Origin of the sequence: Paraburkholderia sp. BCC1876 (assembly GCF_902833695.1) — a bacterium.
GTDB lineage: Bacteria > Pseudomonadota > Gammaproteobacteria > Burkholderiales > Burkholderiaceae > Paraburkholderia.
In genome coordinates this window covers 828,907-855,645 of sequence record NZ_CADFGI010000001.1, presented here as the reverse complement: position 1 = coordinate 855,645, position 26,739 = coordinate 828,907, and the positions used below count along the sequence as shown (strand labels likewise).

Here is a 26,739-nt window from a genome sequence, read left to right as displayed (position 1 = left end):
CAGAGGCGCGGAGGTCGCTGTCATGGCGGTATCGCGAGAGGAAGCGTCGAGATAAAACGTCGTCGCCGGATGGACGCGTAAGAATTGGCAAGCGGCGGTGCCGCTCGAATCGCGCATGGGGCGGGCGCAATTCTTCAGACTGTCACAACGCATTGCTAAGTTCTGCGACGACTTGTCGTCGACGGAGAACCGATGGACTCACAGGCATGCGCCGCAGCAGAACCCGATGTGTCCGAGCCGGCACGCGTGCGGCGCGCGCCGCGCCAGGTCGCGATCGACCGCCGCGCGAACCTGACGCTGCTGACGCTCGTCGGCGCGGCGATGGTGCTGCAGTTCGTCGCGTGGCCGTTTCTGTTACGGCACTGGGGCGTGGCCGCGCTCTGTTTTGCCGTGCCGCTCGTGGTGCTGGCGCCGACGCACTGGGGCTTGATCCATGAAGCGATTCACGGCCAGTTGCTGCCGCAGCGGCGGCTCAACGAAGCGCTCGGCCGCTTGCTCGCCATCGCCTATCTGTTGCCGTTCGACGCCGTGCGTTTCGGTCATCTGATGCATCATCGTTTTACGCGCGAGCCCTACGATCAACCGGACGTCCACGACGGCACGACGCTTCGCGCCTATGCCCGGGCCGGTTATACGCTGCGTTTGCTGGGCGGGTTGTATCTGGCGGAAATGGCGTTGCCGCTGCTGTCGTTTCTGCCGGCACGGTGGACGTGCCGGCTGGTCGCGTCGCAGATCGGCAATGAAGGCCCGGCGGGCGACGACGTGCAGCGGCTGTTCACCGGCTTTGCCGGCAACCCGGAGCGACGCGGTCGCATTCGGCGCGACTGGCTACTGTCGATCGTGCTGCATGGCGGCGCGTTCTATCTGTATGGCGCGTGGTGGCCGGCGCTTGCCGTGACGATGTATTTGCGCGGCGTGTGGCTCTCGATAGCGGACAACCTGCCGCATTACGACGTTTCGCTCGACACTCCGCAGCGGGCTCGCAACTTTCGTGTGCCGGTCGTCTGGCAAGGGGTGCTGATGAATCATCATCTGCACCAGTTGCATCACCGGCATCCCACCATGCCGTGGACGGCGCTTCCGGCGCTGGCGCGCGAGCTTGGCGCGGCGTCGGCGTCAGCGTCGGTTGTGGTTGAGGATGAGGCTTATTTCAGCGCGGCGCTAAGGCAGTTTCGCGGCTTCGGCCGGGTGCGTTGAGTGGGCGAGGGCGCTGAGTTAGCGGTTGAGTCGTGGACTAAGCTGGCCGCTGAATCGCGCTAACGGGTTTGACGCGCGAACCATCCGACGCGAGCGAACGCGGATCGACCGCACACGCCCCAGACGCCCGCATGCCGCTCAATCCTGCGTGCCCGCCGACGCGCTCGCATAGCGCGCGAGAAACATATCGGCCGTCGATTCCGCCAACCGCTGCTGTTCATCCAGACCCAGCGGCGGCTGCCCCATCGCCACCTGCGGCCAGAAAGCAAACGACTTCACCAGGCCTTGCAACTGATGCGCGGCGAACAGCGGATCCGTCGTGTCGAGACGTCCATCGGCAGCGGCTGCGCGGACCCAGACGGTCAGGTCTTCCTCGCGTTCGCCGAGCCGCGCCACCATCTCACGCGCGCGCTCCGGCGAATGAATTCCCGCCGCGATCGCGACCCGCGCCAGCGACAGGAACGCGTCGTCGTTAATCAGTTTCAGCTTGCGCGACAGCAGCGCGAGCAGTTGCGCGCGCAACGGCCGGTCGCCGCGATAGGCGGGCGGCTCGCCTTCGTGACTGGCCTCCCACAACTGCCGCAGGATCTCCGCGAACAGCGCTTCCTTGCTGGGGAAATGGTTGTACACCGTGCGCTTCGAGACAGTCGCGCTGGCGGCGATGCGGTCCATGCTGGTCGCGTCGAAACCGGCCGCGAGAAATTCTTCGATCGCCGCGCGGATGATGGCGAGGCGCTTGCGGTCGGTCAGGCGTTGGGGCGTGTCGTTCGGGTCCATCGCGAAATTTTACACCGGGTAGTTTACTTTTCTCAAAAATAAACTACACTGGGTAGTCTACTTTTTGCGTCGAGGCGTCTTACATGACTTCGCTCATCGGTTCCATCCGCCATGCTTTGGGTTTCACCGCCGCACGACGCGGGCGCGAACGTTCGCCAGGGTCGGCGCAGCATGACGGCGAGCGCTTTCGCAACGTCAAGCCGCGGCCGGTGGAAGGGTTCGCCAAGACCTTGAGCATTGCGTGGAACGTGCTGGTCAACAAACCGTCGGGCACCGTGCCGACGGGTGCGCTGCCGGTGGACACGTTGACGCGCGCGCAGCTCGACGCCGCGCCCGACCGCAGCCTCTACCGGCTCGGGCATTCCACGTTGCTCCTGAAGCTGCGCGGGCAGTTCTGGCTGACCGATCCGGTGTTCGCCGAACGCGCGTCGCCGTTCCGGCGGCTCGGGCCGAAGCGCTTTCATGCGCCGCCCATTGCGCTGGCCGATCTGCCGCCGCTGGCCGGCGTGATCCTGTCGCACGATCACTACGACCATCTGGACCGCGAGACGGTGCTGGCGCTCGCCGCCACGACCAACGTGTTTCTGACGCCGCTGGGTGTCGGCGACCGGCTGATCGAATGGGGCATCGACGCGCGCAAGGTGCGCCAGTTCGACTGGTGGCAGGGTGTGGAGATCGACGGCATCGCGTTCACGGCAACGCCCGCGCAGCATTTCTCCGGTCGCAGCCTGTTCGATGGCAACAGCACGTTGTGGGCGTCGTGGGTGATCGTCGACGGCGATCTGCGGGTGTTTTTCAGCGGCGATACCGGGTACTTCGACGGCTTCAAGACGATCGGCGAGCGGCTGGGTCCGTTCGATGTGACGCTCGTCGAAACCGGCGCGTACGACAAACTTTGGCCGTACGTCCACATGCAGCCCGACGACACCGTGCAGGCGCATACCGATCTGCGCGGCCGCTGGCTGGTGCCGATTCATAACGGCACGTTCGATCTGGCGATGCATCGGTGGTACGAGCCGTTCGAGCGCGTGATCGGACTGGCCGCTGTGCGCGGCATTGCGCTGTCGACGCCGCGTATGGGCGAGCGGCTGGATCTCGCCGCGCCGCATCGCGGCGAGCGGTGGTGGCGCAAGGTGGTCGAGGTCGTCGATGCCGTCGACGTTGCAGCGGTTGCCGACGCGCCGAAGACGCCGCGGCGCTGGTTCTCGTGCCGCGGTGCGGGGCCGGCGAATTCGTGATGACGTTGCGGGGCCGGCTTCATCCCCTTGCAGGAGAACGAAGCCGGCCCCGCTTTGAAAGCGCCGCCCGCTTACTTGGGCAATGCGCCGGTTACGGCGCTGAGCAGGTTCGTCACCGGTGCGAGCGCGGTCGTGCCGCTGCCCGTGTGCGAGGCGGCTGAGGTCAGCCCGGCGACCAGACCGGTTGCGGGGGCGAGCAGACCCGATGCCGCCGAGCTTGTCGAACCGCTTGTCGTCGCCGCTGCGCCTGCACCGGCGTTGACGACACTGCTGGATACACCGACACCCGCGTTGACGAGACCCGTGACCGACGCGGTAATGCCGGTCGTCGAGGCGAGCGTGTTGCCGAGCGTGGTCGTCACCGTGGTGGCCAGCGGCACGATCGGATTGCTCTTCGCGATACCCGACAAGGTGCCCGTCAACGAGCCGGCGGTCCCCGTGACCGTGCTGAGCGCGCTGGTGATCGGCACGATCGGGTTAGCGCTGGCGAGGGTGCTCGTCACGCTGTTGACCACTCCACTGATCGGCGCGGTTGCCGAGCTGAGGGCGCTTGTTACAGGGGCGATCGGGTTGCTGCCTGCGGCGCCTGCGAGGGTGCTGGTCACGGAGTTGACTACGCCCGTAACGGGAGCCAGCGGATTGCTTCCAGCTGCACCGGCAAGCGTGCTTGTCACGGAGTTGACTACGCCTGTGACGGGAGCCAGCGGATTGCTTCCAGCTGCACCGGCAAGCGTGCTTGTCACGGAGTTGACTACGCCTGTGACGGGAGCCAGCGGATCGCTTCCGGCTGCACCAGCGAGTGTGCTCGTCACAGAGTTGACTACGCCCGTAACGGGAGCTAGCGGATTGCTTCCGGCTGCACCAGTGAGCGTGCTCGTCACGGAGTTGACTACGCCTGTGACGGGAGCCAACGGATTGCTTCCGGCTGCACCAGCGAGCGTGCTCGTCACGGAGTTGACTACGCTCGTAACGGGAGTCAGCGGATTGCCCCCAGCAGCACCGGCAAGCGTGCTCGTCACGGAGTTCACCGCGCCCGTGACAGGCGCTAACGGATTGCTACCTGCTGCGCCCGTGACGATGCCGGTCAGCGAATTAACGGCGGTCGACACCGTGCTCGCACCTGAGTCCACCGCGTTAGCGACGACGGCTGTCGTTCCATTGACGCTGTTCGCCACGTTGGCGGTGGTCGAATCGACAGCCGTGGTGAGTACGCCGGTGGTCAAGTTGATCGTGTTCGACAGACTGCCTGTGCCGGAGTCGATTGCGCCGGTTAGTGCACCCGTCGCTGAGGTGACCGCACCAGTCACCGGGGCGAGCGGATTGCCACTCGTGGCATTGGCGAGCGAAGCCGTGACGGTGTTGACGACACCTGTGACCGGTGCGAGCGGATCGCTTCCGGCTGAGCCAGACAATGCACCCGTCACCGAGTTGATTGCGCCGGTCACCGGTGCCAGAGGGTTGCTACCGGCTGCGCCGGACAACGCGCTCGTGACAGTCCCGATGGCGCCGGTTACTGGCGCGAGAGGATCGCCTCCAGCAGCGCCGGAAAGTGCACCCGTCACCGAGTTGATTGCACCCGTCACCGGCGCCAACGGATTGCTACCGGCTGCGCCCGATAACGCACCCGTGACAGTCCCGATGGCGCCCGTTACTGGCGCGAGCGGATTACCACCAGCAGCGCCGGAAAGTGCACCGGTCACCGAGTTGATTGCACCCGTCACGGGTGCCAGCGGATTGCTACCGGCTGCGCCCGATAACGCGCTCGTGACAGTCCCGATGGCGCCCGTTACTGGCGCGAGCGGATTACCACCAGCAGCGCCGGAAAGTGCACCGGTCACCGAGTTGATTGCACCCGTCACCGGCGCCAACGGATTCGTGCCGCCCACTCCCGGCAAGCTCCCCGTCACCGTCCCCAGCAAGCCCGTCAACGGAGCAAGCGGCTGGTTGCCGAAATTGATCGCGACACCGCCCGCGCCACCCACCGTCACCGTGACGTCGTTAGCCGTGGCCGTGCCACCGCCGACGACGCCCAACGCAATCGAGCCAGGCGTCACGCCCGCGCCGACGCCCAATGTCAGCCCGGCGCTCGGCACCGTCGAATCTGCCATGGCCGCTCCGCTTGCAGCCATGCCGAATGCTGCAGCCGCGCACAACGCTATTGCGGTAACCGCAGTCCCTGCGAAGTTCTTTTCCATCGCCCTGCCTCTCTGTGTTGGTTAGTGCCGCTGAGGTGAATGCGAGGCGTGTAACTGCAGAGAACGTGCCAATTGGCACTTCGTCGTCGCGACGAGGCGGGGCGTCGCTACAGCGCGGGTTAAAGGCGGGTTGAACGGCATGCGTTCGCGTTGCGTGTGTCGCGTGTCACGAGAGAACAGGACACTGTTCCCACTCGGCGTAACGTGACATGACGATCGACGCAGGCATCGGATTCAATGCGCTTTAGCGCTTCTATTGATGCCCGGAACAAATGGCTCCCAAGGCAATGACGCATCGAATTGCATCGACGGATATCGACGATAAAGACGATGCCAAATAGATTAAACATAAGCGCGCATTAAACGACGCGTCACGAATGAGTCAATGACTCACCACAAAGAGCCACGCATCCGTGTCCGTTCATCAATGCGCTTCGTGTGCATCCAGGACACGCACATATAACGCAGCGAGCAGCGCAATCAGAGGGGGCAGCAGCATCAGACAAAGCGGTGCCGCCGACTTTGAACCCGGCGGTGATAGTGGCCATATAGAAGCCTAATGTTGCCGGAGACACATCGAACGCTGCCTGCGCGACTCAAGGCGCGCTTTCTTCTGGGCGGGTCCGGCGGCATTCGCACGATCGTGTTGTCCGGGTCCAATACGCGTCCGTCCGACGCGGGGACCATCTCCAGGAGGGGCTTCTTTTTCTTTCGGTGGATTTGTCTTTATATGCGATTTGGTTTGGCAAGGTGACTTTTCCGCGCGCAATAATTAGGTAATAAGCTCCTATAAATAGAGGCGTCGGAATAGTAGTGATGTGTACAATCAGCCAGCTTTTGATGTGGATAAGAACGGAACGTTTCTTCTCAGCTTAAAGATGCTTTCTGTTAGTGACCTACCTAAATGCATAGGCGGTATATGAGCGCTGTCCAGCATATCGAAACCGATCAGACCTCGCAGCAATCGGAGGTGCGCGCAAGCCGTGCGATCGGTGCGATCTTCTTCACTGTATTCGGCGCAGCCTGGCTGGTCTTAGGGTGCCTGCAGGTGTACGGTGCAGCGCTCGGCGTCCTGCTGATCATCGTGGCAGCGGGCGTCGGTCTTCTTCTGCTCTCGTCTGCCCAGTTCCGGCGTAATAGATCCGCCTATCGTGCTAATCAAGGCACACCGCGCAGGCTCAGGCAATCGCGAGCTTTTAACATCATCAACGCGGCTCAGTGGGCGATCATTATCGTCGGGGCCACAGTGCTTACGAAACTGAACCAAAGCATCTGGATAATGCCGTTCGTGATCTTTACGATCGGCGCGCATTTCATTCCTATTGGGGTTGTCTTCAAGTCGAAGGCACGGTACGTGATCGGAATTGCCTTGATGCTGGTGGCGCTTGTCTACCCCCATCTGACGGATGCGGGACCCGCGAGTTCTTCAGGTCCGTTTTGCGCGGGGCTGATTCTCTGGGCCGGCGCGATAGCTTCGCTGATACCGTACAGATACGGCGATGGGGCCGTCCGGAACGAATGATCGGTCCGATATCCCGCTGGAAACAATGAACGTCGGCCCCTGCCTGCGCCGCACCTCATCGATCACACGGGCAATGTGGCTGCCGTGCGAAGTACGTCATTGCCAGAAATCGCCAGCCGCTTCCCGTACGCGAAGCAATGCTTCGACTCAGGAAACGCTCCGCTACGAACCTCATCAGCATACTGTCTGATCGCGACTTCCATGACGGCGTTCGTCTCCGCGTATTGCTTGACGAAGCGGGGCGTGTAGGCGCTAAACGCGCCGAGCATGTCTTCGGCCACCAGCACCTGCCCGTCGCACGCCGGCGACGCGCCAATGCCGATCGTCGGCACTTGCAGTACTTCGGTGATGCGCTTCGCCAACGCTTCGGCCGTGCCTTCGATCACCACGCAGAATGCGCCGGCCTGTTCCATGGCTAACGCCGCGTCGAAGATCCGTTGGGCGGAGCGCTCGTCGATACCTTGCGCCTTGAAGCCGCCCATGGCGTTCGCCTGCTGAGGCATCAGGCCTATATGCGCCATCACCGGCACACCGCGTTCGCACAAAAAGCGCACCGTCTCGGCCATTTCGACGCCGCCTTCGAGCTTGACCGCTTGCGCATCCGTTTCGGCGAGCAGGCGAGCGGCGGAACGAAATGCCTCGGCGGGCGACGCCTGATACGTCGCGAACGGCAGATCGACCACCACGCACGCGTTGTCCGACGCGCGCACGACGGCTTTGCCGTGCGCGATCATCATGTCGAGCGTCACGCCCAGCGTGCTCGGCATGCCGTACAGCACCATTCCGACTGAATCGCCGACGATGATCACGTCCACGTACGGGTCCACCCGTTTCGCCATCGGCGCGGAATACGCGGTGAGAGAAACCAGACGTCCCGCGCCTTTGAGTGCGCGGATATCTATCGTGGTTTTGCGTGTCGCGGCCTTGTGCGTGCTCATTCGACTTCTCCGATGCTGATAAAGGAGCGTCACGTTATCATCCGCCTCCTGTGTGGAATTGCGCTGGGGGGACACGTTATGCTGCTCGCGGGAAAAACGAAAGACGAATACCTGGTGCCGCCGATGAGCGCGCTGCCGCGACCGTTATTCGTGCGTGCTTTCGCGATACCGGGCAATGGCACGGTGAGCGCGCACAGTCACGCGTGGGCGCAGTTCATGTACGCAACGGCCGGCGTGCTGGAAGTGAGCACGCCGCACGGCCACCATCTGCTACCGCCGCACTACGCGATGCTGATTCCGCCGCACGTCGCGCATACGGTGGTCACGCGCGAATGCGTGGCGTTTCATAGCCTGTATCTCGACGACAGTTTGACGGGCGCCAGCCTCGCGAGCGAGTGCGCGCTGCTTTGCATGACGCCACTGCTACGCGAACTGGTGCTGGCGACTTCCGAGTTGCCCGTTCATTACGATACGCACGGTCCGGACGGCGCATTGGTGTGCCTGCTCGCGGACCGCATCAGGCGCTTGCGGCCGGCGCCGTTAGTCGTGCCTATGCCGACGGATCCGCGGCTTCTGAAACTCGCGCGCGCGTTGCACGCTAATCCAGGCGATCCGCGTAGTCTCGACGAGTGGGGGCTTTATGTGGGCGCGACCCGTCGCACGCTATCGAGAGTGTTCCGCAGCGATACGGGCTTGTCGTTCACCGAGTGGCGGCAGGCGGTTCGTCTGCTCGCGGCGTTGCCGTTGCTGGAGAGAGGCGAGGCGGTGTCTGGCGTGGCGGCGTCGCTGGGGTATGAGTCGACGTCGGCGTTTATCACGCTGTTTCATAGCCGGTTCGGCGTGACGCCACGGGCGTTTGCACTGCGGGGCGTCAACGGGTTTGAACACATTCAGTGAGGTCGACGTGAGTCGGCGCGCCAGATGACGCGGCCTGGCTGGCGGTGTTGAGCACCGTCCAGCCAGACCGCCAGACGCGAACCGCCCGGATTCGCGTCTATGTCCGACTTGTTATCGTGTCGGCAAATCAGAACGAAGTGCGGATGCCGACGCGAGCGACGGTCTGGTTCGAATCTGACGATCCGCTGTTATTGCCGATCAAGGCAATAATACGATTCCCCGAAGCCTTCTGGTAGACGCCCTGTGCGTAGAGATCGGTTCGCTTCGACAGGCGATAGTCCGCCATCAGACCGACCTGATTGTCGTGTGAATGGTCGCGTCCGCCTGAATACGTGAGGGAAGCGTGAGTGTAGCCATACATGGCGGCCAGATACCACGCTGAAGTGATATTGACTTTAGCGTTGAACTCGATGTTGTCGAACTTGACCGTGCTGACGGGAAAGGTCGGCCGGTCGACGATATCGGTATGCGTGTAAACCAGGCCAAGCACGGCCGGTCCGATCGTGTAGTTCGCGCCGACGCCCGCCACGCGCTGTTGTGCCGACAGATAGGGCGACGCAACGACGGCGCCGGTCGTTGTAGCGCTAGCACCGTCGATATTCATATACGCCGCGGCGACCGACAACGGACCGTTCTGATATCGCGTACCCACGCTCCATGCCCGGTTATCCGCGAACGCACCCGCCTGATTGCTGAAGCCATACAAGCCACCAAACTGCAATCCCGCGTAGTCGGCGCTGGTGTATTTCACCGAGTTGTTGATCCGGATGGTTTCGTTAAGGTTGTCGGCATCGAACGGATGCGAGAACAACGTACCGCCCCAGCTTCCCACCGCCGCCAGCGGCGCGACATAATCGACTACCGAGTCGTACTGCCGTCCGAGCGTCACCGTCCCGAACTGGTTCGAGCCGATCCCCACATACGCCTGGCGGCCGAACATCTGCCCATTCGGCAGAGCGCTGCCGTTATTCAGGCTAAAACCGTTTTCGAGTTGAAAGACCGCGTTGACGCCACCGCCCAGATCTTCGGTGCCTTTAATACCCCAACGGCTGCCCAGTTGCTGGGTGTTACTCACCAGCGCATAGTCAGCATGGCCGCCCAGATTGCTGATGTATTCGAATCCTTCGTCGATCGATCCGTACAGCGTCACGCTGCTTTGCGCGTGAGCCAGGCTCGACAGGACGCCAAGCGTCGGCAAAAGGAGGTATTTGGCGAGTTTCATTAATTCCCCGAGCTCTCAGAATAGTTGATTTATTGGTTGGATTGCTGTCGTGGCGGGATTCTACGGAGATAAGCTTTCATCGCGATTGCGTCGTGGTGAATTGCAATATCTGTTGCGAATTCAACGAACTGAAAGTAGTTCGTTAGCGGAGTGCTGTAGAAAACCAGTCAGACTCGCCGAATAGAAAATCAATAGACTCATCAGGCGAGCACATAAGAATTAAAATTTTCGAGCGGGGGCTGTGTGAAAGCATTCCTGAAATGCGCGTTGTCTATTGCCGTGTTGTTGACGTCTTCATTAGCGTCGGCGCAAAGCGGGCAATACGAGGCCACCATGGCGACAATCAAGGCGATTGTCGAGAAGTCGGCGCTCGCGGGTCCGCGCAGCATCAAGATATCCGATGAAGCCACGTTTTCGCTGCCGGCGGGCGATGTATTCCTTCCCGCCGAGGCGGCGGCGCGCGTGATGCGAGCCTACGGACAAGCGGTCAACGAGAAGGTGCTGGTCGGCATGGTATTTCCCGCTCGGGACGAGGGGGGCTGGGGCGCGGTTCTCTCGTTCGCCAAAGAAGGCTATGTGCGCGACGACGACGCGCAAAACTGGAAGGCGGACGACCTGCTTCGCAGAATGCGGGTCCTTCAGGCGCAATCGAATCCGGTCCGCAAGTCGCACGGCGTTCCGGAGTTGGACGTCGAAGGCTGGGCACAGCCGCCCACGTACGACACGACGATGCACCGCGTGATGTGGGCGGCGATCTCTCACAAGCAGGGCGAACCCGATGACGACGCGCATCGGTACGTCAACTATGAGACGGTGGCGCTGGGCCGCGACGGCCACCTGCTGTTAGGCGTCGCCTCGCACCTTGCCGCGTTCAACCAGAGCAAAATCATCGCGGACGGATTGCTGGCCGACATCGACTTCGATAACGGCAAGCACTACGCGGATTTCGACAAGACGACCGATCACGTCGCCGAATACGGTCTTGCCGCGCTGGTCGTCGGCGTCGCGGCGAAAAAACTCGGGCTACTGGCCGTGTTCCTCGCGTTCGTCGCCAAGTTCGCCAAGATCGGCGTGGTGTTGCCGTTTGCCGCTGCCGCGATCAGGCGGCGCTTCAAAAAACGCGTGCCCGCGCCGCCGGTGGCGTCCGTCACAACGGACCGGCAGGAGCCCCGATGAGGCGCGCGCAATGAGCAAACTGCTGATCCTGTTGCTGGGAGGCGTGAAGCTCGGCAAGGTGCTGACGACGACCGGCTCGATGCTGTTGACCATCGCCGTCTATGCCGCGTTCTACGGTTGGCCATTTGCCGCCGGCTTCGTCGCGCTTCTGTTCGTGCATGAAGCCGGGCACTACGTTGCCGCGAGGCAGCGCGGCCTCGACGTCGGCTTGCCGACGTTCGTGCCGTTCGTCGGCGCGTGGATCCAGCTCAAGGAACTGCCGCACGACGCGGAGACTGAAGCCTATGTCGGACTCGCGGGTCCGTTTGCGGGCACGCTGGCGGCGCTGGCCTGCTATTTCATTGCGCGTCGGACGGATAGCAATCTGCTGCTGGCGCTCTCGTATGCCGGGTTCTTTCTGAACCTCTTCAACCTGATTCCGTTATCGCCGTTCGACGGCGGCCGCATCACGGCGGTGCTGTCGCCGCGTATCTGGTTTGCCGGCGTGCCGGTGCTGCTCGCGCTGTTCCTGTACCGCCCGAGTCCGCTGCTGGTGATCATGGCGATTCTGGCGTTGCCGCAGTTGAAGCGCGCCTGGCACTACGACGCCGCCGATCCGCAGAACGTGCGGTATTACGCGTTGCCGGCCTCGGTCAAGTTCAGCTACGCGTTTTATTATCTGGCGTTGCTCGTTTTTCTGGCGATGATGACGTTCGGCGTACGCACCATGCTCACGGACATTCACCACGGTTAGGCGAGGTATGACGTCGGGAAAAGCCGGCGGAACCCGGCAAAACCCACCCGGATTCATGCCCGGGTGGCACATCGGCGCAAGCGACGGTATACTCGCGCGATGGAAACGACATGGATCCCGCTGCAATTGAAGCGCTGGTGGCGCGCCTGAACGAGGCGGCCCGTTTCCGAACACACATTGAAAACGACGATGCCGCCAGCCTGGCGGCATCGTCGTTTTGGCGCGCTAGAAACTGGTAGTGTCGATCAACACGGAACACTCGGATCATGTCCCAAGAAACCCAAACACCTAAGCAACGCATCATTCTGACCGGCGACCGCACGACCGGCCCGCTGCATCTCGGCCACTACATCGGCTCGTTGCGCGCCCGCGTGCAATTGCAGCACGAAGCGCAGCAATTTCTGCTGCTGGCCGACACGCAGGCCATGACCGACAACGTCGGCCGGCATCAGAAGGTCACGGAAAACGTCATTGAAGTCGCGCTCGACTATCTCGCGGTCGGCATCGACCCGGCGAAGTCGACCATCTTCATCCAGTCGCAGGTGCCTGAACTCGCCGAACTGACGCAATACCTGCTGAACCTTGTAACGGTCGCGCGCCTCGAACGCAATCCGACCATCAAGCAGGAAATCGTTCTGCGCGGTTTCGAGCGGGATATTCCGGCCGGCTTCCTCACGTATCCGGTCAGTCAGGCCGCGGACATTACCGCGTTCAAGGCCACTCAGGTGCCGGTCGGCGACGACCAGTTGCCCATGATCGAGCAGACCAACGAACTGGTGCGGCGCTTCAACAACACGGTCGAACGCCAGGTGCTGGTGGAGTGCGAAGCGGTGCTCTCGAACGTGACGCGGCTGCCGGGTATCGACGGCAAGGCGAAGATGAGTAAATCGCTCGGCAACTCGATCCCGCTCGGCGCAACGCCCGACGAAATCACGAAGGCCGTGAACAACATGTACACGGACCCGAATCATCTGCGCGTTAGCGATCCGGGCCAGGTTGAAGGCAACGTGGTGTTCTCGTTCCTCGACGCGTTCGAACCGGACGTCGCGAAGGTCGATGAACTTAAGGCTCACTATCGCCGCGGCGGACTGGGTGACAGCGTCGTCAAGCGCGCGCTCAACGAGCGCCTGCAAGCCATGCTGGCGCCGATCGCCGCACGCCGTCGCGAGATGGAAGCGGACCGTGGCGAAGTGATGGCCATGCTGCGCAGCGGCACGATGCGCGCGCGGGAAGTCGCGGGTGCGACGTTGTCCGAGGTGAAGAGCGCGCTGGGTCTGGATTATTTCGCCGACTGACAAGCGCGGCGTCGAGTGAAGCGGGCGATTGCAGTTTCGCGGCAATGTGAATCGTTGCCGCGACCCGCGACTCATAATCCGCCAGCCGCCTGCGAATCTACAAACCCTTCAGAAACGCCACGAGCAGAGCGCTCACTTCCGCTGCGCGCTCGCGCTGAATCCAATGGCCGGCACCGTCGAGAATATGGCAGCCGCGCAGGCCGGGCAGCACGCTCGCAAGATGGTCGATGCGGGCCTGCGCGCCGGGAAACTTGAGCACGTCGTCTTTCGCGCCGGCCACGAACAGCGAAGGCTGCCGGATCACGCAGCCGCGCCACGCGGCCATTAATTCCGACGTGCGCCGAATCGCGCGATACCAGTTCAGGCCGCCGCGAAAACCGGTGCGCGCAAACTCGCCGGCCACATAAGCAATCTCTTCACGATCGAGCCATGCCGGCAGCGTTTCCGGATCGACTGTGTTGTCGAGAAATCCCGCGCCCGGGGCCAATATCCCGGCGACGATACGATCGGGCCCATCGCCCGACATGCTGAAGGTCACGCGCCGAATGGCGGCTTCGGGATCCGCCTCGAACTCGGCTTCGGCCACCCCGGGCGTCTGGAAGTACTGCATGTAGAAGGTGCGCACGCCTTGCCGTTCCAGTGCCGTCAGCAAATCGTCGCGGGCAGGGGGATAAAACGGCACGCTCATACCGACCACCGCGCGGAACAGGTCCGGCCGCAACATGGCCGCATGCCAGGCGACCGGCGCACCCCAGTCGTGACCGACGATCACCGCCTCGCGCTCACCGAGAACATTCACCAGCTCGACCATATCGCCGACGAGATGCAGCAGGGTGTAGGCATCCGCCTCGGGCGGCGCATCGGTGCCGCCGTAACCGCGCATGTCCGGTGCGACCGCGCGAAAACCCGCGGCGGCGAGCGCCGCCAATTGATGCCGCCACGCGGACCACGACTCGGGAAACCCGTGGCATAAAAGCACGAGCGGCCCGCTGCCCTGACTGGCGACCCGCATGCGCAGCGCGCCGACCTGCAACGTTTCGATATGAAGTTCGTGCAAGGAGAGACTCCGTAAAAGTCAGGTTAGTAGAGTGGTCGTCGTGTCGTTAGCCTTCTGGCCGCCGCCGCGCGGCGATTCGATCCGCGCATGAATGGCTTTGCAATGTCGAACGAGTGCGGGCCGCGATAGCACGTACCGTTTTAACGGCGTGTCGATGTCGTAATAGTAGATGTTCGCGACGAAGCCATAGATCGCTGCGTCGACGCTGGTAGGGCGAGGTCCAAAAACAAACCCGTCAGGGCCGAGGAGGTCCGCCACGACGCGCAGATCGTCGATACCTCGTGCATAGATCTGGTCCGGCTCATAACGGCCGATGCCTTGGTAGTGATACCGCAAGCGATTGTATTCACGCGCCGCTTCGAGGTCGCTCGCGGTGATGTCGGCGTGCGTGGTGAGAATGGCCTCGCGGAAAGACGGCCAGAAACGCTCGTCGCGCCAGCGCGAAAAACTCATCGGCCAGTACAGATCGTCGAGCGTCCGGCGGACCAGGAAATCGAGATTCAGTTGTCCCGGCGACAGTGCGCTGTCGATGCCTAAATCGTACTTTTCCTTCAGATAGAGAATGATGCCGTCGCTGTCGCCGATCGTTACGTCGCCGTCGGCGAGATAAGGCAGTTGGCCACGCGGCGCGAGGCGGGTGTCCAGGATATGGCGATGCTCGAAGTCCATTCCGCACAAGCGCATGAACGCGAAAACTTTCAGGCCGAACGGATTGTTATCCGCTACGCCGAACAGATCGGGATAGGAAAATAGCGTTGGCATGAAGTGCTCCTCGTGAACGGCGTTGTCTCGTCGAACAGCATAGGCCGGCAAGCCCGGCGTGCAAGTTTACTTTACCGGCCGGCGCAAACCGCGAGATGCCGCGATGGGCAGCACGCCGCTCGCCGTGTAAGAGGATCGATAGGTCAGCCCGGTATAGTCGGTCGCGACAGGCGTAGACACAAAATCGACGCAGAGCAGCCGCAGAGTAGACGCAAAATCGCGCCAATGCCCGCAGCCGGTATGGACCTTATCCCTTCAGTCAACGGACCACCATCATGAGCGACGCGAAACACGAGAAGCCCCAGCCATCACACGCGCAGGGCAATCATCATTATCGATTCCATCTGCCGCATGTTCATCTCACGTCGGTATTCGGCGACGACTGGTTCGCGCTGAAGGCGGAGGCCTTCGCGCGATTCTTCGGCACACCGACCTTCCTGATAGCGCAGACCTTGATCGTTGCGGTGTGGATTGTCGTGAACATGCTGGGCTGGACCAAGTTCGACGTCTACCCGTTTATCCTGCTGAATCTCGCCTTCAGTCTTCAGGCCGCGTACGCCGCGCCGCTGATCCTGCTCGCACAAACGCGTCAGGCGGATCGCGACAAAGTTCATGCGGATGCCGACGCGCGTCATCGCGAGGATATCGCCACGGCGAGCGAGCAGCGTCAGGCGCTGGCCGCGCGTCAGACCGAGCAACTGGTGGCGTTGCTCGAGCAGAACACGCAGCTCACCGCGCTGACCAAGCAGATGAGCGAACGCATTGAATCGTTGACGCTGGAATTGCACAACAAGCTGGCGCAATTCGGTCCCAGCGCTTAAATTCGCCGGGACTTCGCGCGCGGCCGTTCAACGGGCAAGCGCGGGTTCGGCGCTGTCGCGCGGCGGCTGCCCGGCGCCGTTCGTGAGCGGCTGATGCACGCATATCCTGTCGCGTCCCGAGCGCTTCGCGTCATCGAGATCGACGATCAGCAGCGAGACGGGCAGCACCAGCAGTACCAGGCTCATGGGTGCGGCGTTGGCGACGGCCACAGCGGGATCCAACATTCGAGGCATCTCCCCGAAATACGTCGTCAGTCTTTTTATGGTGTTCCGCTCGCCGGCTCAGGCTCGCGGCACACGCTGCCGAGCCGGCCGTGCTCCGCGAAGCCGAGCGATTCGTAGATTTTTCCGGCGTGATAGCTCTCGTCCGCCACCATCACCAGGTGATCGGCTGAACCCGCCGTCGCGCGGATAACCTCGCTGACCAGCATTTTGCAGATCCCTTTATTGCGATGCTGCTCGCTGGTGATGACCGCCTGAAAGCGCCCGATACGGCCGAAAAAGAACAGCCCGAGACTACCCACCTGCTCGCCGTCGATAAATGCCCCCCACCATGCGCCGAGGCCGCGGGCGATGACGTTTTTATGGGCGATCTGCTGCTGCGCCATGTAGCGCTGTGAGGTGGGGTCGGCTGGGTCCGGCATATTCGCGAGTTGCATGGCGGCCCAATCGTCCCAGTCGCGCTGTGAGTGGAATGCGCGGACTTCGAGGTTCGGGCGGGCGACGGCCGGGCGGATTCGATCGGGCGTTGTCGTCAGTACGCGGTACAGCGTGGCGTCGTAGCCGCGCTCGACAAACGCCGCGAGATCCACGGTGCCCACATCGTTTTCAGGCCACGTTTCAGACCACGTAAACGTGCGATGCGCGATCGCCGGCGGGACGCCGACGAGCCGCGCGAAATCGTCCTCCAGCTGGTCGATATCGCTGGCCGACGGCCTTTCGCTCAACACCAGCAGGTTGCCGAAAAAGTAGTCCGGCGCCTGAGGCGTGCGAACCACCACATAGCGATCTGTCGATTCCACGCTGCCGGTTTCCGCATGTAGCAGGAGATCGGTAGCGAGTCCAAGGTTCTCGGGCAGTGCTGGCATGAGGTCGATCGTCTCGGTGTGTGCGGCAGCGGTGCGCCGTCACGTGACGGCCGAGCCGCGATTGTCGATGATTTCATTGCCGGAGTCGATCGATCGGAGCGAGGGCGCTAATCGCTCACAACGCGGGCTTGAATACCATCAGCCAGTAGACCGCCACCATCGCCACGAACGCGGGATAGCCCAGCCATTCCCAGTAGCGTGCATAGCGCCAGTACTGCTGAGGCAATGTGGCTACGCCGCTCGTGTTCGCGCTGGCGGCGATCTTTGCCATCTCCAACTGAAGCCAGACGACCGGCAGCCAGCAGACGCCCGCTACCAGATACAGGCCGACGGCCGCGACGATCCAGGGGGTGCTCCACGGCCAGCCGGCCGTGTGCGCGAGCCACAGGCCCGACAGCGGCTGAAACACGACGGCCGGCGTGGTGAACCAGAGATCGGCCCGCACCACCAGCCGCGACACGGTCGCGATGGCGGGAACGCAGCGCGTGCGGTTCGCAAAGAACAGATAGAACGCCGTACCGAAGCCGGTGCCCACCAGCAGCATCGACGACATGATGTGCAAGGTCTTGATCGCGAGATAGAGGTTCATGGTTGGGCTTCTTCGCTAAACAGAATGAGCAGGAGCGCGAGGATCGGCAGGTTCTTCAGCAGCGGGCCGAACGGATGCCAGAGAAATTCGGGCATGGCGATCGCAATCGCGAGCGAGTACGCGGCGATCAGTCCGCCCTGCATCGCCCAGAGGCGTCGTCCCGGACGGACCAGCGTGGCCACGCCGAAGCCCAGATCCAGCGCCGAGGCGAGATAGAGCGCGGCGATGGCGCCGCCGCCGTGCAGATGCACGTGGGCGAGCAGAGAGAGACTGGCCGCCTGCGGATAGATGAATGCGCTGCAAAGCGCCGTCCAGATCCAGGTGATAGCCAGCGCGCCACGCAGCACGGCCGGGCGCCACGCGGCTAGCGCCTGGTGACGCAACGGCAGCGCGTCGGCGGGGGTGACGAAGGTTTCGATCCCGGCGGGCTCGCGACCCAACAACCTGGCGGTCGTTGCGACCGGCGCGGTACTGCCCGACTGCAACATGCGCCACGTGTCGCGGGTGAGCATGGCGTGCGGCACGCGATCGAGCAACGCCGCGCTCAAGCCGATCGCGGCGGCGGGAATGCCGATGCTTCTGGCGGGTGTCAGTCCCATCGACGCGCGATAGGTCGCCAGCATCTGCCGATACTCGAGTTGCGTGCCGCCGACCAGATCGAGCACAGGCTGATCCGTGACGCTGCCCTCGACCAGGCGCACGACGACTTCGGCGAGTTCGTCGAGATGAATCGGCCGCAACAATTGATGACCGCCCGCCGGCAACGGATGGACCGGCAAGCTCGCGACGCTGCGAAAAAAGCGCGCCGATGTACCGCGCGGCCCATACACCAGCGCCGGCCGAAGCACATGGTGCGCGACGGGCAACGACAGCAGATACGCGTCGGCGGCGCGCTTGCTGGTGAAGTAGGCCGTGTCGCCGTCTTGCGCGCCGAGCGCGGAGACCTGCACGATGTGCCGGACGCTTGCGTTCGACGCCGCCTCGAACAGCGCGACCGGTGCGCGTCGATGGATCCGGTCGAAGGTCTGATCGCCGCGTTCGACCAGAATGCCGACAGCGTTGATCACCACGTCGATATCGCGCAACCTGGGCAGCCAGACCGATGGGTCGAGATCGGCGGTGTAGTCGATCGCGACTTCGTCGTCGTGACTGGCGTTCCGCACGCCTTTGCGCACCCGATGCCCGCCGCGCACGAGCGCGTCGCACAGCGCTCGGCCGATGAAACCTTCCGCGCCGCAGACCAGGATGTTCATGCTGCGCGGTGCGATGGTCGGGCAAGCGAACGTCAGCGTTTGGCTCATTTTCATTCTCTTAATTACTGTTATTTCTGTATAGACAGAAATAACAGGGCAAAAAAACGGACGATCCGATCGTCCGCGCCATCGTGCTAACTCTTCGTCCGCCTCATCGTGCGGCTGAGCTTTGCGCCCATGCCGAGTGTCTTCATCAGCGTTTCGGGTTTCATGCGCAGCATCTCGTCGGACCAGGTGGTCAAGGTTTCGAGAAACTGCAGCGTGTCGCGAATGCGCTGCTCGGTGTCGCGGCTTTCCTGCGCCATTTCCGGGCTGTCCAGACTGTCTTTCAGCATGGTGAGCGTCGGATCGATCTCGCGCTGGCGGCGCCCCTCGACGATCAGCTTGAACAGTTCCCAGATATCCGTGGACGTCTCGAAGTGATCGCGCCGGTCTCCCATGACGTGCACCACCTTCGCGAGGCGCCACGACTGGAGTTCCTTCAGACTCGTGCTCACATTGGAACGGGCGACGCCCAGCGTGTCCGCGATCTCGTCCGCCGCGATAGGGCGGCCCAGCAGATACAGCAGCGCGTGGATTTGCGCGACCGTGCGGTTGACGCCCCAGCGCGAGCCCATTTCGCCCCAGTGGAGGATGAATCGTTCAGCGATCGGTGTGAGTTCCATGTCCCGGACTTTATTTCCTTCAGTTATTTCTGTCAAGACAGAAATAACGCTTGACGGAAAACTCGCGCCGATCTAATTTCTGTTATGACAGAAACGACGGAATAAACGGAATCCACGGAAGGAGATCGATCATGACGCATCCTGAACTCACGCTTTACATCGACGGAAACTGTCCGCTTTGCGTTGCCGAGTCGAACCGCCTGCGTCAATGGGATCGGCACGCGCGGCTGGGCTTCGTCGATATCGCGCAGCCGGGTTTCGATCCGGCGCCGCTCGGCGTCGAGCTGGCGGATCTGAACCGTCAGTTGCACGGGTGGACCGCGGGCGGGGAGTGTGTGGTGGGAATCGACAGCTTCATCGCCGCCTACACGCTGGTCGGACGGGGCTGGATGATCGCGCCGTTGCGCGTCACGGTAATGCGTCCGGCTTTCAAGGCGCTGTATCGTGGCTTCGCCCGCAACCGCATGCGCATCTCTAGATGGCTCGGCGTGCGTGCCGTTCCCGAGTGCGCGGACGGGACCTGTGCCGTCAAGACCGATCCCTTCCGCTGAACCCCTGCGGCGCCAGGCGAACGCAAGCAGGCGAAGCCAAACCAGGCCGCGCAAAGCAGAACGAAGCCCTTAAAAGTCCGAGCGCAGCGTCAGCATCACATTGCGGCGATCGCCGAACACGCTATAGAAGTTGCCCGGCGGGCGAATGTAGTAATCGCGGTTGAACAGGTTGTTCAACTGCAGCGACGCCTCGACATGCTTGTTGAACCTATAGCCGACCTGCGCGTTGAAGATCGCATAGGCGCCTTGTTCGACGCCGCGCGTAATACGCGTTTGCGCCAGCATCCCGCCGCCTATCGTCACGCCGCTCAGCATGCCCTGCCTGAAGGCATAGTTCGTCCACAACTTGAACAGATGTTTCGGGTCCGTGCCGTCCGTCAGATTTGGCACGTCGTTTTCGTAGTTGACGTTCAGGTAGGTGTAGCCCGCGTAGACGTTCCAGTTCGGCAACGGCTGGCCGGATATTTCGAGTTCGACGCCCTGATCGCGCGACTTGCCGCCCGCAATCGAGCCGGTCGGATGATCCGGGTCGGTGATCGCGCGGTTGTTGTCGTTGATGTTGAACACCGCGACCGTTGCGTTGAGGCGGTTGTGCAGGAAACTGCCTTTGAGGCCCGCTTCATACTGTTCACCCGTGCGTGGCGCGAGGCCGACGCCGGTATAGGTCGTCGCGGTCTGCGCGGCGAGGAACTTCGAGTAGCTGGCATACGCGGTTAGCCACGGCACGATGTCGTAGACGAGTCCCGCGGAGGGCAGGAAGCGGTGATTCAGTTGCGCCTGCGTCGCCCAGTCGGAGACGGTCGGCAGCGTGGTTTGCGCGGTCTGATGGTAGAACGCCTCGCGCGCGCCGAGCACGAGTGTGAGCGGCTGCGTAATGTGAATCCGCGCCTGTCCATACACGCCTAACTGCTCGAACCGGTTGTTGGCGCCGTAGCTGAACGGCACGTCGACCTTCGAGACCGCGTTCGGGTCGTACAGGCTAAACGTCCCGTCGGCGAAGGGACCATTGGCCAGCACGAAACCCGAGCTCTGCGTATTCGACTGCAGCGTGTAGTTCGCGCCGAACGTCAGCGTGTGGGTCTGCCCGAACAGTTGCACCGGACCGGACACGTTGGTGTCCGCGCCGAACCAGTCGTAGGTGTTGCGTTGCCGCTGCTCGCCGTACGACGACAGACCGCTCGCGCTCGCACCCGGACCGGCGTACGCGTAGTCCGCCTTCAGCAATTCGTGGCGATAGAACAGCGTGGTCTGCGACTGCCAGCCACTTTCGAAGCGATGCACGAGGTTCGCATTCGCCTCCTGCACCGACGTGTAGCCATAGTTCCAGCTCGGGCTGAAGTTCTGCGAATACGAACCCGGCACGCGGCCGATCAACGCGGTCTGGTCGCTGTTGACGATACCGCTCGCGCCGTAGTCGAGACCGGAAATCGGGTTGTTCTGATACCCCGCCGACAGCGACAACGTGGTGCGCGGCGTGATGTCGTAGTCGAGCGCGCCGTAGGCCATCACTTCCTTCTCGCGCACGCCGTCCACCGACTGCAGGCCGTCGCTGCCCACCAGCACCGCGCGGCCGCGCAACGAGCCGTCCTTGTTCAGCGGGCCGGTCACGTCGACCATCTGACGGATCGAGCCGAACGAACCGGCCTGCGTTTCGGTCGAGACATGGAAGGTGTCCAGCGGGCGCTTGCGCACCAGATTGACCGTGCCGCCCGGATCGCCCGCGCCGTCCATCACGCCGGACGGACCGCGCATGATTTCGACGCGGTCGTACATGGCCAGATCGAACTGCTGCAGATACTGCAGGCCGCTGACGATCGGCACGCCGTCGAACTCGACCCCGAGCATGTTGCCGCGCGCCTTGAAGTACGCGGTGCCGTCGCCGTAATCGACCGACTCGACGCCGGTCACATAGCGCAGCGCTTCCTGGATCGTGACCATGTTCTGATCGTCCATACGCTGGCGCGTCAGCACGGACACCGACGCCGGCGTTTCCTTGATGGCGACCGGCACCTTGCTGCCGACCGTCGCGGATCGGGCCGCATACGAGCCGCTGCCTTCGGTCGAGGCATCGGCATCCACGGTGGACGTCACGCTAACCGCGGGCAAGGTGGTGCCCGGCAGAGCGGTTTGCGCGTGCGTCGGCAGCGACCACGCGGCGAGCAGCGCGAGTGCGAGGCAGGTCATGGGCGGTGCGCTGAAACGTCGTGGTGGAACGTGGCGTCGGGCCTGGTCTGTCGTTGTTTTCATCGGGTGAAGATCGGGTGAAGAACTGGGTGCGTTTAAAAATAGAGGGACGAGCAATGCCCTTCCGGCCGAAAGCGGATTTCCTGAAACGAGTCGGGGAGGCGCGTGCGTCGTTATTCGATCCGGCGAATGGTGTCGCCGGATTTCAGCCGGTGCCGCGCGTGGTGCTCGCGAGGGCAGTCACACCCATGCCAGACGCATTCTTTCCGGTTAAGATGGCGTCCAATTGGATAATGAGACTCATTCCTAATATCTCGCGGGCTGCGGCCTAAGCGTTGATAGGCAAGGAGAATATCGGTTGCGCGGCACGAAAGGCCGACAATCGATGTCGATTTTTGGACAAAATGTGTCCAATCATCGGGATAGGCGGGATGAAACATCCCGGCGGTGGTCACGTGAACACGACGCACGCGTCCCGCCCGGCAAAGAGGAACCGATGAAAGAGTTTTTACTGAAGCGTTATCCGATGACGCGGTTGCCGTTGCCGCGCAGCGTGATGGCATCGTTGACGCAGCATCGGCACGGCGAACGGATTTCGTGGCATCAGCATCATCATGGGCAACTGGTGTTCGCGGTGCGCGGGGTGGTGCGCGCGCTGACGCCGCAGCACACCTGGACGCTGCCGCAATCGCGCGCGTTGTGGTTGCCGTCGAACGTCGATCACGAATTGCACGCGGTCGGCGCGGTCGAGTTGTGCAACGTGTATATCGAACCCGAAGTGTTCGAGTGGCAGTGGAGCGAACCGCTGGCGCTGTCGGCGTCGCCGTTGCTGCGCGAACTCGCGCTCAATCTGAGTGCCGGCGGCGACGACTACGCGCCCACGAGCCAGGCTGCGCTGTCCGCGCCATTGCTGCTCAAGGTCATCGCCGAAGCCGCTACGATGCCGGAAAGCGGTGTGCCGTTACCGCACGACGAGCGCCTGCTGAAGATCTGCGAACACCTGATGAACGACCCCGGCAGCGACACGTCGCTCGATTTCTGGGCCGCACGCATGGGCGCAAGCGGCCGCACGTTCGCGCGCCGCTTCAAGGACGAAACCGGCATGACGTTCGGTCTGTGGCGTCAGCATATGCGGGTCGACGAAGCCATTTCGCGCCTCACGCTCGGCCAACCCGTGGCGCGCGTGGCGGGCGAGCTCGGCTACAGCAGCGCGAGCGCTTTTATCGTGATGTTTCGCCAGATCACCGGCAGCGCGCCCCAGCAATACCTGTCCGCCTGAATTTGCCGGCGCCGCGCCTGAGAAAAAATTCTCACGGACGCCGATGGTGCACTGCGGTGTGATCTCCTGCGGCACGCGTGCTAAAAATCGTCCCATACGTTTCAGCTTTGGAGACGATGCGGCGCCCCAGGTGGCGCACAATGCCTCCAGCACCCGACAAGCGCTGAATTCGCCGGAGACTCGCGATGCCGTACGTTCCGTCAACCCGACATATCGACCGCGTGTGCAACGTCATCGAAGGGCGGATGGTGCGTCCTGGCGTGGACGGTGCGCGGCTCGCGTCCTCGTACCGGCGGTCGCTCGAGCAATATCACCTCGATCCGGGCGCGACCGTCGGGCCGCGCGTGCTTACCGTGCCCGAATTGCGCGACGTCCAGCATCGCGAGGAATCGTTTCTGCGTGCGTCCGGGCAGTGTCTGTCGCGGCTGCATGAAATGGTGCGCGAAGCCGACTACTGCGTGATGCTGACCGACGCGCAAGGCGTGACGATCGACTACCGCGTCGACCGCGAGCGGCGTCACGATTTCAAGCGCGCGGGCCTGTATCTCGGTTCGTGCTGGTCGGAAAGCGAGGAGGGCACCTGTGGCGTGGCCAGCGTGCTGCTCGACGCCGAGCCGATCACCGTGCATCGCATGGATCATTTTCGCGCGGCGTTCACGACGCTGACCTGCAGCGCGTCGCCGATCTTCGGCCTGCATGGCGAACTGCTCGGCGTGCTGGATGCGTCCGCGGTGCGGTCCCCCGACGAACGCGAGAGCCAGCGGCTCGTCAACCATATCGTGCGGCAGAGCGCGTTGCTGATCGAAGACGCGTATTTCCTCAACGCCGCAACCGACTGCTGGGTGCTGCTCGCGCACCGCAATCGCCATTACGTGGAAGCGCAGCCGGAAATCCTGATTGCCGTCGACGCCTGCGGCAACGCGATCGCCGCGAACCGGCGCGCGCGCGAATGCGTGCCGGCGCTCAATCAATTGCCGCGCCATGTGACGACGTTGTTCGACATCCCTGCTGAGCGCCTGTTCGACGCGAAGGCGACGCGCGGTCTCGTCTCGCTCAGGCTGAACGACACCGGCTCGCCGCTGTATGCGCGGGTGCGTCCGCCTTTGCTCGCGCGCACGGCAAGACGACCAGCGCAAACGGCACGCGATCTCGCCGCAGCGCAGACGGCGACGCAGACCGCAGCGCAGACCACGCCGCCCCTGTCCGACAACGACGCGCTCGAACGCAGCCGCATCGTCGCCGCGATGAGCGACGCGAAGTGGCGCACCGAACTGGCCGCGCAGGCGCTGGGTATCTCGCGTGCCACCTTGTACCGGCGCATTGCGCGGCTGGGCATCAAACCGCCGCACAAGTGTTAGCCGCGCTGCACCGATTCCTTTAGCGGGCGTAGAACCCGCGTTTCCCATCGAAGTTCGATCATCCGTTCTGTATGGAGGAGCAACCATGCCTGAAAATAACCTCAAACCTACGATATCCGGCGTGCTGGAGACGCTGGAAGGCGCGCTGAAACGCGGCGATGTCGCGGCCGCCGTCGAGCTGTTCCAGCCCGATTGCTACTGGCGCGATCTGGTCGCGTTCACGTGGAATATCAAAACCCTGGAAGGCCGCGAGCAAATCGCGGACATGTTGAGCGCGCAACTAGGCGCGATCAAACCGTCGAATTTCAAGCTCGCGGAGCCGGAACCCGCCACCGACGCGAACGGCGTCACGCAAGGCTGGATCACGTTCGAAACGGAGGCGGCGCGCGGCAGCGGCTTCATTCGTTTGAAGGACGGCCGCATCTGGACCCTGCTGACCACCATGGCCGAACTCAAAGGCCACGAAGAGCCGAAGGGAGCGAAGCGGCCGATGGGCGCCGAACACGGCGCGCGTGAGAACCGCACGAGCTGGAAGGAAAATCGCGAGGCCGAACTCGACGCGCTCGGCACTTCCACGCAGCCGTATTGCCTGGTTGTCGGCGGCGGGCAGGGTGGTATCGGGCTCGGCGCGCGGTTACGGCAACTTGGTGTGCCGACCATCATCATCGATAAAAACGAGCGGCCGGGCGACGCCTGGCGCAAGCGCTACAAGACGCTTTGCCTGCACGATCCGGTCTGGTACGACCATATGCCCTACCTGCCGTTTCCGGACAACTGGCCGGTCTTCACGCCGAAAGACAAGATCGGCGACTGGCTCGAGATGTACACGAATGTGATGGAGCTGAACTACTGGGGCGGCACGACCTGCAAGTCCGCCGTGTACGACGAAACCAAGGGCGTATGGACGGTGGAAGTCCAGCGTGGCGACCGCACGATCGTGTTGCACCCGAAGCAACTGGTGCTCGCGACCGGCATGTCGGGCAAGCCGAATCTGCCGAAATTCAAGGGCATGGATGTGTTCAAGGGCGAGCAGCATCACTCGTCGCAGCATCCCGGTCCGGACAACTATCGCGGCAAGAAGGTCGTGGTGATCGGCGCGAACAATTCGTCGCACGACATTTGCGCCGCGCTCTGGGAAGCGGGCGTCGATGTGACGATGGTGCAGCGTTCGTCGACCCATATCGTCAAGTCGGATTCGCTGATGGAGCTCGCGCTCGGCGATCTGTATTCGGAGCGCGCGGTCGCGGCCGGCATGACGACCGCGAAGGCCGATCTGACCTTTGCGTCGATCCCGTACGCGATTCTTCACGAGTTCCAGATTCCGGTGTTCAACGCGATCCGCGAGCGCGACGCCGAGTTTTACGCCAAGCTGGAAAAAAGCGGCTTCATGCTCGATTTCGGCGACGACGAATCGGGCCTCTTCATGAAGTATCTGCGGCGCGGCTCGGGCTATTACATCGACGTCGGCGCGTCGCAACTGGTGGCCGACGGCAAGATCAAACTGAAGAGTGGCGTCGACGTGGTCGAGCTGAAAGAACATTCGGTGTTGCTGAGCGACGGCAGCGAGCTCGAAGCGGATGTCGTGGTGTACGCAACGGGTTATGGCTCGATGAACGGCTGGGCCGCCGACCTGATTTCGCGCGAGGTCGCCGACAAGGTGGGCAAGGTGTGGGGACTCGGTTCGAACACGACGAAAGACCCGGGGCCGTGGGAGGGCGAGCAGCGCAACATGTGGAAGCCCACGCAGCAGCAGGCGCTCTGGTTTCATGGCGGCAACCTGCATCAGTCGCGTCATTACTCGCAGTATCTGTCGCTGCAACTCAAAGCGCGCATGGAGGGGATTGCGACGCCTGTGTTCGGGCTGCAGGAGGTGCATCACCTGTCGTAGCGTGAGAAGGGCGCGTGGGCGTGGGGTCGCTGACGATGGCGGCCCCGCGCGCCG

Annotated in this window: 25 protein-coding genes; 13 read left to right on the top strand and 12 right to left on the bottom strand. The window is 62.9% G+C overall.

The genetic code is table 11. From position 1 onward, the window contains the following. Nucleotides 1–192 precede the first annotated feature (192 nt). A complete protein-coding gene (locus HWY05_RS03650) occupies nt 193–1,197 on the top strand; it encodes a fatty acid desaturase (protein ID WP_208459074.1) in 1,005 nt (334 codons plus the stop codon). A gap of 138 nt (nt 1,198–1,335) precedes the next feature. Here the strand turns inward: HWY05_RS03650 and HWY05_RS03645 are convergent, their stop codons facing one another. Beyond that, entirely contained in the window at nt 1,336–1,974 is a 639-nt protein-coding gene (locus HWY05_RS03645; RefSeq protein ID WP_176057410.1) for a TetR/AcrR family transcriptional regulator, read from the bottom strand. 83 nt (nt 1,975–2,057) lie between these two features. Between HWY05_RS03645 and HWY05_RS03640 the strand changes: the two genes are divergently transcribed. After that, nucleotides 2,058–3,212 carry an MBL fold metallo-hydrolase gene (locus tag HWY05_RS03640; RefSeq protein WP_035558442.1) on the top strand — a complete coding sequence of 385 codons (1,155 nt, stop codon included), beginning with the start codon at nt 2,058–2,060 and terminating at the stop codon, nt 3,210–3,212. 71 nt (nt 3,213–3,283) lie between these two features. Here the strand turns inward: HWY05_RS03640 and HWY05_RS03635 are convergent, their stop codons facing one another. Further along, entirely contained in the window at nt 3,284–5,320 is a 2,037-nt protein-coding gene (locus HWY05_RS03635; RefSeq protein ID WP_244146481.1) for a hypothetical protein, read from the bottom strand. A 1,006-nt stretch (nt 5,321–6,326) separates the two neighbouring features. On the opposite strand from HWY05_RS03635, the gene HWY05_RS03630 reads away from it, so the two are divergent. Beyond that, nucleotides 6,327–6,929, top strand: a complete 603-nt coding sequence (locus HWY05_RS03630) for a hypothetical protein (protein ID WP_176057408.1) — start codon at nt 6,327–6,329, stop codon at nt 6,927–6,929. A gap of 62 nt (nt 6,930–6,991) precedes the next feature. Here the strand turns inward: HWY05_RS03630 and panB are convergent, their stop codons facing one another. Then, nucleotides 6,992–7,867 (bottom strand): 3-methyl-2-oxobutanoate hydroxymethyltransferase, encoded by an 876-nt coding sequence (gene panB, locus HWY05_RS03625; RefSeq protein ID WP_176057407.1) that lies wholly within the window; start codon nt 7,865–7,867, stop codon nt 6,992–6,994. A gap of 78 nt (nt 7,868–7,945) precedes the next feature. On the opposite strand from panB, the gene HWY05_RS03620 reads away from it, so the two are divergent. Beyond that, complete coding sequence (locus HWY05_RS03620; RefSeq protein ID WP_176057406.1) at nt 7,946–8,764, top strand: helix-turn-helix transcriptional regulator; 819 nt, start codon at nt 7,946–7,948, stop codon at nt 8,762–8,764. Between the two features lie 127 nt (nt 8,765–8,891). Here the strand turns inward: HWY05_RS03620 and HWY05_RS03615 are convergent, their stop codons facing one another. Beyond that, nucleotides 8,892–9,986: a porin gene (locus HWY05_RS03615; protein ID WP_035558426.1), complete on the bottom strand. Its 1,095-nt coding sequence runs from the start codon at nt 9,984–9,986 to the stop codon at nt 8,892–8,894. A gap of 333 nt (nt 9,987–10,319) precedes the next feature. On the opposite strand from HWY05_RS03615, the gene HWY05_RS03610 reads away from it, so the two are divergent. From HWY05_RS03610 to trpS, 4 genes are all read left to right on the top strand, one after another. Further along, the gene (locus HWY05_RS03610; RefSeq protein ID WP_051980921.1) at nt 10,320–11,162 is read left to right on the top strand and encodes a DUF2167 domain-containing protein; all 843 of its coding nucleotides are present in this window, start codon (nt 10,320–10,322) and stop codon (nt 11,160–11,162) included. Between the two features lie 10 nt (nt 11,163–11,172). Continuing rightward, on the top strand, nt 11,173–11,895 hold the full coding sequence (locus tag HWY05_RS03605; RefSeq protein ID WP_035558419.1) for a site-2 protease family protein: 723 nt from the start codon (nt 11,173–11,175) through the stop codon (nt 11,893–11,895). Nucleotides 11,896–12,005: 110 nt separating this feature from the next. Continuing rightward, nucleotides 12,006–12,134 (top strand): hypothetical protein, encoded by a 129-nt coding sequence (locus HWY05_RS38605; RefSeq protein WP_279614070.1) that lies wholly within the window; start codon nt 12,006–12,008, stop codon nt 12,132–12,134. A 27-nt stretch (nt 12,135–12,161) separates the two neighbouring features. Then, complete coding sequence (gene trpS / locus HWY05_RS03600) at nt 12,162–13,190, top strand: tryptophan--tRNA ligase (RefSeq protein WP_176057405.1); 1,029 nt, start codon at nt 12,162–12,164, stop codon at nt 13,188–13,190. Nucleotides 13,191–13,287: 97 nt separating this feature from the next. Here trpS and HWY05_RS03595 read toward each other — a convergent pair whose 3' ends face one another. Together HWY05_RS03595 and HWY05_RS03590 are read right to left on the bottom strand one after the other, a co-directional pair. After that, nucleotides 13,288–14,247: an alpha/beta hydrolase gene (locus HWY05_RS03595; RefSeq protein ID WP_081936251.1), complete on the bottom strand. Its 960-nt coding sequence runs from the start codon at nt 14,245–14,247 to the stop codon at nt 13,288–13,290. 18 nt (nt 14,248–14,265) lie between these two features. Continuing rightward, the gene (locus tag HWY05_RS03590) at nt 14,266–15,009 is read right to left on the bottom strand and encodes a glutathione S-transferase C-terminal domain-containing protein (RefSeq protein WP_051980920.1); all 744 of its coding nucleotides are present in this window, start codon (nt 15,007–15,009) and stop codon (nt 14,266–14,268) included. 275 nt (nt 15,010–15,284) lie between these two features. Here HWY05_RS03590 and HWY05_RS03585 point away from each other — a divergent pair, with 275 nt between their 5' ends. Next, nucleotides 15,285–15,830 carry a DUF1003 domain-containing protein gene (locus tag HWY05_RS03585; RefSeq protein WP_035558413.1) on the top strand — a complete coding sequence of 182 codons (546 nt, stop codon included), beginning with the start codon at nt 15,285–15,287 and terminating at the stop codon, nt 15,828–15,830. 27 nt (nt 15,831–15,857) lie between these two features. On the opposite strand, the gene HWY05_RS03580 is transcribed toward HWY05_RS03585, so the two are convergent. From HWY05_RS03580 to HWY05_RS03560, 5 genes are all read right to left on the bottom strand, one after another. Further along, complete coding sequence (locus HWY05_RS03580) at nt 15,858–16,055, bottom strand: hypothetical protein (protein WP_176057404.1); 198 nt, start codon at nt 16,053–16,055, stop codon at nt 15,858–15,860. 35 nt (nt 16,056–16,090) lie between these two features. Continuing rightward, nucleotides 16,091–16,831, bottom strand: coding sequence for a GNAT family N-acetyltransferase (locus tag HWY05_RS03575; RefSeq protein WP_244146480.1), 741 nt, complete (start codon nt 16,829–16,831; stop codon nt 16,091–16,093). A 202-nt stretch (nt 16,832–17,033) separates the two neighbouring features. Further along, on the bottom strand, nt 17,034–17,507 hold the full coding sequence (locus HWY05_RS03570; RefSeq protein WP_176057402.1) for a DUF2269 domain-containing protein: 474 nt from the start codon (nt 17,505–17,507) through the stop codon (nt 17,034–17,036). Further along, complete coding sequence (locus HWY05_RS03565) at nt 17,504–18,814, bottom strand: SDR family oxidoreductase (RefSeq protein ID WP_244146479.1); 1,311 nt, start codon at nt 18,812–18,814, stop codon at nt 17,504–17,506. The genes HWY05_RS03570 and HWY05_RS03565 overlap by 4 nt, the downstream gene beginning before the upstream one ends. A gap of 80 nt (nt 18,815–18,894) precedes the next feature. After that, the gene (locus HWY05_RS03560) at nt 18,895–19,425 is read right to left on the bottom strand and encodes a MarR family transcriptional regulator (RefSeq protein WP_176057401.1); all 531 of its coding nucleotides are present in this window, start codon (nt 19,423–19,425) and stop codon (nt 18,895–18,897) included. A 131-nt stretch (nt 19,426–19,556) separates the two neighbouring features. Here HWY05_RS03560 and HWY05_RS03555 point away from each other — a divergent pair, with 131 nt between their 5' ends. Further along, complete coding sequence (locus tag HWY05_RS03555) at nt 19,557–19,976, top strand: DUF393 domain-containing protein (protein WP_176057400.1); 420 nt, start codon at nt 19,557–19,559, stop codon at nt 19,974–19,976. A 69-nt stretch (nt 19,977–20,045) separates the two neighbouring features. Here the strand turns inward: HWY05_RS03555 and HWY05_RS03550 are convergent, their stop codons facing one another. Continuing rightward, complete coding sequence (locus tag HWY05_RS03550; protein WP_244146478.1) at nt 20,046–22,160, bottom strand: TonB-dependent siderophore receptor; 2,115 nt, start codon at nt 22,158–22,160, stop codon at nt 20,046–20,048. A 496-nt stretch (nt 22,161–22,656) separates the two neighbouring features. On the opposite strand from HWY05_RS03550, the gene HWY05_RS03545 reads away from it, so the two are divergent. From HWY05_RS03545 to HWY05_RS03535, 3 genes are all read left to right on the top strand, one after another. Next, complete coding sequence (locus HWY05_RS03545) at nt 22,657–23,439, top strand: helix-turn-helix transcriptional regulator (RefSeq protein WP_051980919.1); 783 nt, start codon at nt 22,657–22,659, stop codon at nt 23,437–23,439. A 185-nt stretch (nt 23,440–23,624) separates the two neighbouring features. Next, entirely contained in the window at nt 23,625–24,797 is a 1,173-nt protein-coding gene (locus tag HWY05_RS03540; protein ID WP_176057398.1) for a GAF domain-containing protein, read from the top strand. Nucleotides 24,798–24,882: 85 nt separating this feature from the next. Continuing rightward, entirely contained in the window at nt 24,883–26,685 is a 1,803-nt protein-coding gene (locus tag HWY05_RS03535) for an NAD(P)/FAD-dependent oxidoreductase (RefSeq protein WP_176057397.1), read from the top strand. The last annotated feature ends 54 nt before the right edge of the window (nt 26,686–26,739 follow it).